The organism is uncultured Marinobacter sp., assembly GCF_963974375.1.
Classification (GTDB): Bacteria; Pseudomonadota; Gammaproteobacteria; order Pseudomonadales; family Oleiphilaceae; genus Marinobacter.
Window position 1 is genome coordinate 1 of the sequence record NZ_CAXBDN010000165.1, and the last position, 9,819, is coordinate 9,819.

At 58.1% G+C, this 9,819-nt stretch carries 10 protein-coding genes and 1 tRNA gene; 2 read left to right on the forward strand and 9 right to left on the reverse strand.

All coding sequences use genetic code 11. The annotated features are described in order from the left end of the window. Both AAC035_RS13815 and AAC035_RS13820 read left to right on the forward strand, forming a co-directional pair. The coding region (locus AAC035_RS13815) for an aminotransferase class I/II-fold pyridoxal phosphate-dependent enzyme (protein WP_339805120.1) at positions 1-219 on the forward strand (219 nt) is incomplete at its 5' end. Between the two features lie 101 nt (positions 220-320). Further along, positions 321-396: transfer RNA gene (locus tag AAC035_RS13820), tRNA-Asn, on the forward strand. 122 nt (positions 397-518) lie between these two features. Here the strand turns inward: AAC035_RS13820 and pyrF are convergent. The 9 genes from pyrF to AAC035_RS13865 form a co-directional block, all read right to left on the reverse strand. Then, a complete protein-coding gene (pyrF, locus tag AAC035_RS13825) occupies positions 519-1,232 on the reverse strand; it encodes an orotidine-5'-phosphate decarboxylase (protein WP_339805122.1) in 714 nt (237 codons plus the stop codon). A 102-nt stretch (positions 1,233-1,334) separates the two neighbouring features. Then, the gene (gene lapB, locus AAC035_RS13830; protein WP_339805124.1) at positions 1,335-2,504 is read right to left on the reverse strand and encodes a lipopolysaccharide assembly protein LapB; all 1,170 of its coding nucleotides are present in this window, start codon (positions 2,502-2,504) and stop codon (positions 1,335-1,337) included. Further along, positions 2,504-2,806, reverse strand: a complete 303-nt coding sequence (locus AAC035_RS13835; RefSeq protein WP_339805126.1) for a LapA family protein — start codon at positions 2,804-2,806, stop codon at positions 2,504-2,506. The genes lapB and AAC035_RS13835 overlap by 1 nt, the downstream gene beginning before the upstream one ends. A gap of 103 nt (positions 2,807-2,909) precedes the next feature. Next, positions 2,910-3,206 carry an integration host factor subunit beta gene (locus AAC035_RS13840; protein WP_339805127.1) on the reverse strand — a complete coding sequence of 99 codons (297 nt, stop codon included), beginning with the start codon at positions 3,204-3,206 and terminating at the stop codon, positions 2,910-2,912. Between the two features lie 133 nt (positions 3,207-3,339). Further along, entirely contained in the window at positions 3,340-5,031 is a 1,692-nt protein-coding gene (gene rpsA / locus AAC035_RS13845) for a 30S ribosomal protein S1 (RefSeq protein WP_339805129.1), read from the reverse strand. A gap of 169 nt (positions 5,032-5,200) precedes the next feature. Further along, positions 5,201-5,881 carry a (d)CMP kinase gene (cmk, locus tag AAC035_RS13850; protein ID WP_339805131.1) on the reverse strand — a complete coding sequence of 227 codons (681 nt, stop codon included), beginning with the start codon at positions 5,879-5,881 and terminating at the stop codon, positions 5,201-5,203. Then, positions 5,878-8,070, reverse strand: a complete 2,193-nt coding sequence (locus AAC035_RS13855; RefSeq protein WP_339805137.1) for a bifunctional prephenate dehydrogenase/3-phosphoshikimate 1-carboxyvinyltransferase — start codon at positions 8,068-8,070, stop codon at positions 5,878-5,880. The genes cmk and AAC035_RS13855 overlap by 4 nt, the downstream gene beginning before the upstream one ends. 43 nt (positions 8,071-8,113) lie before the next feature. Continuing rightward, complete coding sequence (gene hisC, locus AAC035_RS13860; RefSeq protein ID WP_339805133.1) at positions 8,114-9,244, reverse strand: histidinol-phosphate transaminase; 1,131 nt, start codon at positions 9,242-9,244, stop codon at positions 8,114-8,116. Between the two features lie 148 nt (positions 9,245-9,392). Beyond that, on the reverse strand, positions 9,393-9,819 hold a 427-nt coding region (locus AAC035_RS13865), incomplete at its 5' end, for a prephenate dehydratase domain-containing protein (RefSeq protein ID WP_339805135.1).

Below are 9,819 nucleotides of genomic sequence, written 5' to 3' on the forward strand. Positions count from 1 at the left end.
GGCACCTTTTACGTGTTCCCCAGCTTCCAGGGCGCCATCGACGCCAACAGCGCCATCAGTGATGACGTGCAACTGGCTGAAATGCTGCTGAAGGATGCCGGTGTGGCACTGGTTCCCGGTTCCGCGTTCGGAACCCCGGGGCATATGCGCCTGAGCTTCGCAACCAGCATGGATGTGCTGAAGGAAGCCGTGACACGGCTGAAAAAAGCTCTGGGGTGACCCGGGAGCCCTTGCCGGCGTCGCCACAGCGAATGTCCGGCACAGGGGTTGACGAGACGGGAATGGCTCTCTAATATACGCGCCTTGTCGACAACGACTGTTCCCCGATAGCTCAGTTGGTAGAGCAACGGACTGTTAATCCGTTTGTCCCTGGTTCGAGCCCAGGTCGGGGAGCCACTATTCTGAAAAGCCGCATCCGGAATCCCGAATGCGGCTTTTTTTATGCCGGTTTTCAGCCCTTTAGCTTTTCCTGCCTGACACCTTCCCGGGCCAGGCAGGACTGCGTCAAATCGCGGCGCTCAAACCAGTGACGCGATCTCGGCGTGTATCGAACGCAGCACAGACAGGGGATCAGCAGCCTGGGTCACCGGCCGCCCGATCACCAGGTAATCACTGCCTGCCCTGATGGCCGCTTCCGGTGTCATCACCCGCTGCTGATCTCCGCGCTCCGACGACACCGGTCGTATGCCCGGCGTCACCAGTCTGAAGTCCTGTCCCTGCTCCCGCTTCAGTAGAGGTGCCTCCTGGGCAGAGCAGACCACCCCATCGAGACCACAATTGCGGGTCAGCGTCGCCAACCGGTTCACCTGATCCGCCGGCGTGCCGGCAACGCCAATTCCGGCGAGATCGTCTGCATTCATACTGGTCAGCACGGTGACCGCAATCAGCAACGGCCGGTCCGCACCCAGGGGCTCCAGTCGTTCGCGGCAGGCAACCATCATCTTTTCGCCACCGGCGGCATGAACGTTCACCATCCAGACACCCAGATCCGCTGCAGCCGCCACCGCCGCCGAGGTGGTATTCGGAATATCATGGAATTTCAGGTCAAGGAAAACCTCGAAACCACGGTCGTGCAACTGACGCACCAGGCCCGGCCCTGACCGTGTAAACAACTCTTTGCCCACCTTGAGTCGGCACAACGCCGGGTCCAGGGTGTCTACCAGCGCCAGAGCGGGCTGTTCGGAAGGGAAATCGAGAGCGACGATAATCCGGGGATCGTTTGAAACCTGCACGTGAATCGGTCCTGTCTGGAGTGAAATGAAACGAAATGAACGTTATAACCTGAGTCTGAATCGGTCGTGCTCCAAACAGCTGATCTGTCCGGAAACACCAGCCTACTCTGCCTCCACGCCCTGAATCGGGCGCACTGTTTCCCATTCCTTGCAACTGGGGCACAGCCAGTGCAGTTGCTGACCGGAAAAGCCGCAATTCACACACCGGTACACTGGCCGGTTGGAAAGAATAAGGTGCCCTATCCGGCTGACCAGCCGGTCTTCCCCGGTAGCCACGCCACGCTCGTAACCTGACAACTCAACCAGTCGCAACAGGCCCCGCACACTGGGACGAGTCTCCAGTTCGGAGCGCAACAGATCGATTGCCCGCTGACGTCCGGAGGACTTTTCCATCGACTCCGCCAGAGCCAGCAGCAGGCTGGTGCCTGGCCACTGCTCATAGAGTTTGCGCAGACGCTTCATGGATTTGGCCACATCCCCGTGGCTTCGCTCCCACTTCATGAAGCGATCGATGGCTTCCGGGCCGAATTCCGGGTTCTGATCAAACACTTTCAGGCAGGTGACCGCAGCCTCTTTGTAATTGCCCTGACGGGCGTGAAGCTCTGCCAGAATGAAGGTGGCGCGGACACAGGCAGAATCAATGGACAGCGCCTCCTTGGCCAGCTTCTGGGCGCCCCAGCGATCATCCTTGTGCAGTGCCAGATCGGCCAGCTCACAGGTAATGTAGGCCAGTTGTCTGGCCATTTGCGGATCAATCGCGGACTTCATCAGGGTGCGGGCCACCTGGGCCGCCTTGCCCCACTCCCGCTCCTGCTGATACAGCTCTATCAGTTGACCCGACGCCCGCTCACCGTAGGCCGGATCTCCCATCAGGTCATGGAACAGGGCTTCCGCCCGATCAAGCAGTCCGGCTGCGAGATAGTCCATGGCCAGTTCGTAGGTCACCTGGGGAGAGTAATGGCCGGGAAGTTCAGGCCGTGCCAACAGATTCTGATGGATCAGAATGGCCCGGTCTGTTTCACCCTTGTGGCGAAAGTGGGCACCAATAGACAGATGCAGGCTCACGGTATCGCGATTGACAGCCAGCGACTGCACGAAGTTCTCGACCGCCTGGTCGGAATAATTGGTAAACAGAAACTGCAGCCGGTCACGAACCGAGGATTCGTCAGAGATGGTCTTTTTTGACCGTTGGAAGGGCCGGAAATGACGTCCGATAAACCAGCCCGCTGCCACCGCTATGGTCAGTAGCAGCCATTGAAACAGCATATCCATTAAAGAGACCGGTCTTTGGGGGTAGCCGCTTTGTCCAGTTCCAGCTCAGCCTTCTCCAAACGCTTCCGGAGATTCCGGCGGGAAACTGAAATTCTGAAGGTGGTCAACAAGGTGATAAGAATACCGAGGACTGCACCAACCACGAAGGACAGAATGATCCAGACGGCAACACCGCGGGGCTGTGTCTCGAACAGAAGAAAATTGAGTGACACCGACATCTGATTGTTCATGGAAAAGACCAGCGTTATCACGATGACCAGCAAAACAATCAGAAGAACCAGGATCTTCTGTATCCCTGCCATAATATCCTTGCTCCAGGAAAAATACCCAGGCTAGCCAAAAAAACAGAACTCAAGTCATCACAGGCTCTGTTTCTGCCTTACGCGGATCCTTGGTGCCCTGCCTTCAGAAACCCTGCTTGAGGCTGTCGTTGACCTGCTCTCGCAATTCCTTGCCGGGCTTGAAGTGAGGCACGTGCTTGGCCGGAAGCTGCACGGCATCTCCGGTTTTGGGGTTGCGGCCAGTACGCGCCGCCCGGTAATGCAGTGAAAAACTTCCAAAACCACGAATTTCGATCCGCTGTCCTTCAGCCAGCGACTGGGACATATGTTCGATAATGGTTTTTACCGCCAGTTCCACATCTTTTACGGACAATTGAGTCTGCTTTGATGCAATCAATTCGACCAGCTCAGACTTTGTCATGAGGCCTTTCCCTTTTTCGTTCTTATTGCGAAGCCCTGTGTACTGCTTCTTATCCCTAGTTTAGCCAAACTTGAAAAAAACACAAAAAAAACGGGCTGTTACAGCCCGTTTTTTTAGATCAAAGAGTCTCAGTTCACTCTTTGCCAGCGTTCTGCTGCTGCATCTGTTCCTTGATGAGATCACCGATAGTGGTCGCACCAGAGGTTTCAGAGGCCTTCGCACGAACGCCTTCCAGCGCCTGCTTGTCGTCTTCCACATCCTTGGATTTGACAGACAGGTTGATCACACGGTTCTTGCGATCAATGCTGATGATCTTGGCTTCAACTTCTTCGCCTTCTTTCAACGCGTTACGTGCGTCTTCAACACGGTCACGGCTGATTTCGGAGGCTTTCAGGACGGCTTCAACTTCGTCGTTCAGGGCAATGGTAGCTGCCTTGGCATCGACGGAGGAAACAGTGCCCTTGACGATGGAGCCCTTGTCGTTCAGCTGCACAAACTCGGCGAACGGATCGCTTTCCAGCTGCTTGATACCCAGGGAGATGCGCTCACGCTCGGGATCAACAGACAGGATAACGGTATCGACTTCGTCGCCTTTCTTGTATTCGCGAACGGCTTCTTCGCCAGTCTCGTTCCAGCTGATGTCGGACAGGTGAACCAGTCCGTCAATGCCGCCGTCGAGGCCAATGAAGATACCAAAGTCAGTGATCGACTTGATCTTGCCGCTGACCTTGTCGCCCTTGTTGAAACGACCGGAGAAATCTTCCCACGGATTGGCAATGCACTGCTTGATACCCAGAGAAATACGACGACGCTCTTCGTCGATGTCGAGGATCATCACCTCAACTTCGTCGCCTACCTGAACCACCTTGGAGGGGTGAATGTTCTTGTTGGTCCAGTCCATTTCGGACACGTGAACCAGACCTTCAACGCCCTCTTCCAGCTCGGCAAAGCAACCGTAATCGGTCAGGTTGGTGACACGGGCAGTAACCTTGCTGTTCTCGGGGTAACGAGCCTTGATTTCAACCCAGGGATCTTCACCCAGCTGCTTCAGACCCAGGGAAACACGATTCCGCTCGCGATCGAATTTCAGCACCTTGACGGTGATTTCGTCGCCAACGTTAACGATTTCGCTCGGATGCTTGATGCGCTTCCAGGCCATATCTGTGATGTGCAGCAGGCCGTCAACACCGCCCAGATCTACGAATGCACCGTAGTCGGTCAGGTTCTTGACGATACCCTTGAGCTCCATACCTTCGGTCAGAGTCTCAAGCAGAGCTTCACGCTCGGCACTGTTTTCAGCTTCCAGAACGGCGCGGCGGGAAACAACCACGTTGTTACGCTTCTGGTCGAGCTTGATAACCTTGAATTCGAGTTCCTTGTTCTCCAGGTGCGCAGTGTCGCGGACCGGACGAACATCTACCAGTGAGCCTGGCAGGAAGGCACGGATACCAGCCAGATCGACGGTGAAACCACCCTTGACCTTGCCGTTGATCATACCTTTGACAACTTCTTCAGCCTCGAAGGACTTCTCGAGCACTTTCCAGGCCTCGGCACGCTTCGCTTTCTCACGGGACAGACGGGTTTCACCGAAACCATCTTCAACCGCATCGAGAGCTACATCGACAACATCGCCGATCGCAACTTCCATCTCGCCTTTTTCGTTCAGGAACTGGGAGGCGGGGATAACACCTTCGGACTTCAGCCCGGCGTTAACGGTGACCCAGTCGTTGTCGATATCCACCACGGTTCCCTGGACAATGGAACCTGGTTGCATGTCAATTTCTTTAAGGCTTTCTTCGAAAAGATCAGCAAAGCTCTCGCTCATTATGAGTCCTATGTGTTCAACGCAAGTTTCATCCGTACGGCCAGCAGCACGGTCTGTTAGTCAAAATCCGACGGTGGCCAGAGACTGGCAGAGACACCACTGACGGATACATTACGGCCTTCAAGACTCCAGGCCCTTTGCCAAACGGCAAAATAGCAAAAGGATGCAGTCAGGCCTGACTCACCAGAGCCATGACCTTTGACAGCACCTCTTCAATGCTTAAACCTGTAGAGTCAATGACTTGCGCATCATCTGCAGGCTTAAGCGGGGCAGCTTCGCGGTTTATATCCCGCTCATCCCGCGCCCGAATTTCGTCTAAAAGGTGTGCAATGTTAACATCGACACCGCTCTCCTTCAACTGAAGGTGGCGCCGTTGTGCCCTTTCCTCGGCACTGGCGGTCAGAAACACCTTGACCGGTGCGTCCGGAAACACCACCGTGCCCATATCGCGACCATCCGCCACCAGCCCCGGAGCCTGCCGGAAATCCCGCTGCCGCTGCAACAATGCATCCCGGACCGACTGGATCACCGCTACCTGGGAGGCGCCGTCACCGCACTGTTCGGTACGGATTTCTGCAGTAACGTCCTCGCCCGCCAGAATCACTCTCACCGGCTCGCCGGCAGGGGTTGGCCGGAACGCCACGTCGAGACTGCGAGCAACGGCAACCAGGCCCTGCTCATCATTCAGGGCCACGCCCTGGCGACTCGCGGCCAGGGCCGTCAACCGATAGAGCGCGCCACTGTCCAGCAAGTGCCAGCCCAGCCGTCTGGCCAGCATCTGAGTGATTGTACCCTTGCCTGAGCCACCGGGGCCGTCGACGGTTACCACCGGAATAACATCGCTCATCATCCTTCCTCCGCAGAGATCCGGATACCGCTAGAGGAGGCCAGCTCCACAAAACCCGGGAACGACGTTGCCACATTGGCACAGTCAGTCACCTCAATGGGCCCGCTGGCCCGCAGTGAAGCAACCGCAAATGACATGGCGATACGGTGATCGCCATGGCTGTCAACCAGGCCGCCAGCCATGGCCTGACCACCATCAATGATGATTCCGTCCGGGGTAACCGTGGTTTCAACCCCAACGGCCGCCAGGCCGTCGGCCATCACCTGTATCCGGTCACTTTCTTTCACCCGCAGCTCTTCCGCGCCTCGCAACACGGTCCGGCCTTCAGCAAACGTGGCGGCAATAAACAGTACCGGGAACTCGTCAATGGCCAGCGGCACCTGGTCTTCCGGAATATCGATGCCTTTGAGGCTGGCACTGCGTACCCGCAGATCCGCAACTGGCTCACCGCCAATTTCCCGCTCATTGAGTACCTCAATATCTGCGCCCATCAGCCGCAGGATATTGATTACGCCGGTTCGGGTCGGATTCATGCCTACGTGACGAAGCGTCAGGTCGGAATCAGGAGCAATTGAGGCCGCCACCAGGAAAAACGCCGCCGACGAGATATCTGCAGGCACGTCAATCTTGCCGCCGGCCAGACGCCCGCCACCAACCACACTGGCAGTGGCGCCGTCCCGGTGCACATGATAGCCGAAACCCGTCAGCATCCGTTCGGTATGATCCCGGGTTGGTGCCGGCTCGGTGACCGAGGTCATGCCCTCGGCGTAAAGCCCTGCCAGCAACAGGCAGGACTTGACCTGGGCACTGGCCACCGGCATGTCGTAGTGAATACCGGCCAGCTTGCAACCACCCCTGATTTTAAGCGGTGGCCGGCCACCTTCTGCGGTATCAATGACCGCACCCATGGCACGTAAGGGATCGGCAACCCGACCCATGGGCCGCTTCGACAGACTGGCATCACCGGTCAGCTCGGAATCAAAAGTCTGGGCTGCCAGCAAGCCGGCAAACAGCCGCATGGCGGTGCCGGAGTTGCCAAGGTACAGCGGACCACGGGGCGCCTGCAGTCCATCGATACCGACACCGTAGATCCGCACCTGACCATTATCCGGACCTTCGATGGTCACACCCATGTCACGGAACGCCTGCAGGGTCGCCAGACTGTCTTCGCCCTCCAGGAACCCCTGAACCTCGGTGATACCGTCGGCCAGCGCGCCCAGCATAATGGAGCGGTGGGATATGGATTTATCACCCGGAACCCGGATGTCACCTGTGATACTGCCACCCGGCTGTAGCCGGAATCTGACCGGTTTCTGACTCATATCTGTCACGTAGGCCTGCCCTGAAAGCATTTTGGTAAAATGATTGCGCGCCGCTCTGGCACGACTGAAAACCCGGAGCAAGGTAGCGCCATCCTGATGATCAATGGCCTGCCGCAATAGCTCAAGGTCCTCGGTAAAGTGATCGATAACCCGTAATACCGCCTCCCTGTTTGACAGGAAGATGTCGTGCCACATCACCGGGTCACTGGCTGCAATGCGGGTAAAGTCCCGGAAGCCGCCCGCCGCATAACGGAAGATTTCCATATTCTGGTTCTCACCGGCCAGCGTATCCACCAGGGAAAACGCAATCAGGTGAGGCAAATGGCTGGTGGCGGCTAACACCTCGTCGTGATGACTCACCGTCATGGTCAGTACGGTGGCGCCAAAGGCCTGCCAGAGTGCTGTCAGCCGCGCCAGCAACGCCTGATCAGTGTTCCCGGCCGGCGTCAGTATGACCTTGTGATCGGCAAACAACTGAGCATTGGCGGCCGCAACGCCGTTTTTTTCGGAACCCGCGATGGGGTGTCCCGGGATTACCGTAGCCGGCAGGGTTCCGAAAACCTCGGTCACCGCCTCAACAAAACTGCTCTTGGTGCTGCCCACATCGGTCAGCAAGGCACCCGGCTCAAGATAAGGGCGGATCTGGGCGAGCACTTCCCGGGTAGCCCTTACCGGCACCGCGATGACCACCAGATCGGCACCCGCAACCGCCTGCTGCAGGCTTTCGCCACGATCAATAACACCGAGTTCAACACCCAGCTCCAGCTCTTCCTGACGCCGGTCGGCCGCCACCACCTCGGCCACCTGGCCACTGTTGCGAGCCGCCAGTGCCATGGAGCCGCCGATCAGACCCAGACCAATAACGGCCATTCGCTGAAACAGGGGCTCCCGGGGGGCTGCCGGTGCCGGACTATCAGCCACGGGCAGCTCCCTGATCCTGAAGTACCGCCGCCAGGGCCTCCAGGCAACGGGCGTTCTCCTCGGGCAGGCCAACGGAAACACGCAGATGCCGCGGCATACCGTAACCGGCCACCGGCCGGACGATAACGCCTTTCGCCAACAGCCCCTGGTAGACCGCACCGGCATTGTCGCCGACATCCACCGCAATGAAGTTGCCGGCAGACGGAATCCAGCTCAGACCCTGTGCCTCGAAGCCCTGCTCAAGCTGACGCAGACCGTCACGGTTCACCTGGCGTGACCGCTCCAGATAGTCACTGTCGGCGAGCACGGCCGTGGCCGCAGCCTGGGCGATGGTGTCCACGTTAAACGGCTGGCGGACCCGGTTGAGAATGTCTGCAATTTCCGGCGAGGAGATGCCGTAACCCACTCGCAGCGCCGCCAGCCCCCAGGCCTTGGAAAAGGTCCGGGACACAATCAGATTCGGGAACTCTTTCAGCAACGCGATGCCATCGACATCATCATCATTGCCTTCAAGATACTCGCAATAAGCTTCGTCCAGCACCACCAGCACCCGGGCCGGCACTTTTTCAAGGAACCTGCGTACCGCCCGCTGCCCATGAACCGTGCCCGTGGGATTATTGGGGTTGGCCACAAAGACCAGACGGGTTTTCGCGGTAACCGCAGCGGCCATGGCATCCAGATCATGGCCCCACTCCAGGGCGGGCACTTCCACCCCGGTGGCGCCTATGGCTTTCGCCGCCAGCGCGTAAACAGCAAAGCCATGCCGGGAGAACACAATCTCATCACCGGGTCCGGCGAAGCAGCGGGCGATTACTTCCAGCACATCGTTGGAGCCATTGCCAAGAGTGAGCTGAACAGGGCTCACTTTGAGGAAGGATGCCAGGGCTGCCTTCAGACTGAAGCCATTGCCGTCCGGGTAACGACACATTTCCTCAAGGGCCTTGCGGGCCGCCGCCAGGGCAACAGGGCTCGGCCCCAGTGGATTCTCATTACTGGCAAGCTTGATGATGCTGGCCGGTTCCAGCCCCAGCTCGCGGGCCAGCTCCTCAATGGGCTTGCCCGGTTGATAAGGCATCAGTCCCTGTACACCAGCTACGGCCAGCGCCTGATAATCAATCGACATACAAGGATTCCTCCGGGCCGTTGCCCTTTACAGTCAAAACCGGGCCTGAGCCCGGTAGCGGATAGCACATGATTGGCAGCCGTTGCCCGGCCGGGTCATCCTGCCCCGGACATACAGCGGCCACACCTGACATACGCCTGAACACGTATTAAAGAACACCCACCGGGTAAGAGCCCAGGCGTTTCAGTTCCACAGCATCCTCTTCCAGGCCCTCGAGCAATTTGCTGATGGCCGGGTCGTCCATATGCCCTTCAAAGTCAATGTAGAACACATAGGCCCAGGTGCCACTGGGGGAGGGCCGGGTTTCGATACGGGTCAGGCTGATATCGGCCTTGTGGAATGGTTCCAGCAACCGGTACAAGGCACCGGGACGGTTGCGCATGGACACCAGCACCGAGGTTTTGTCGTGTTCGCTGGGACCCACGTATTCACGACCGATGATCAGAAAACGGGTGGTATTGTCGGGCCGGTCTTCAATCTTGCTGGACAGAATGCTCAGGCCATAGAGCTCGGCTGCCATGTCGCCGGCGATGGCCGCCGTACCCGGCTCGGCCGCGGCACGTCTGGCCGCCTCG

Bases quoted from the DNA above. Each gene is read 5' to 3' on its own strand.
- AAC035_RS13855 (WP_339805137.1), bottom strand. From the start codon at position 8,070: ATGGCCGTTATTGGTCTGGGTCTGATCGGCGGCTCCATGGCACTGGCG.
- rpsA (WP_339805129.1), bottom strand. From the start codon at position 5,031: ATGAGCGAGAGCTTTGCTGATCTTTTCGAAGAAAGCCTTAAAGAAATT.
- hisC (WP_339805133.1), bottom strand. From the start codon at position 9,244: ATGTCGATTGATTATCAGGCGCTGGCCGTAGCTGGTGTACAGGGACTG.
- lapB (WP_339805124.1), bottom strand. From the start codon at position 2,504: ATGGATATGCTGTTTCAATGGCTGCTACTGACCATAGCGGTGGCAGCG.
- AAC035_RS13840 (WP_339805127.1), bottom strand. From the start codon at position 3,206: ATGACAAAGTCTGAGCTGGTCGAATTGATTGCATCAAAGCAGACTCAA.
- cmk (WP_339805131.1), bottom strand. From the start codon at position 5,881: ATGATGAGCGATGTTATTCCGGTGGTAACCGTCGACGGCCCCGGTGGC.
- AAC035_RS13835 (WP_339805126.1), bottom strand. From the start codon at position 2,806: ATGGCAGGGATACAGAAGATCCTGGTTCTTCTGATTGTTTTGCTGGTC.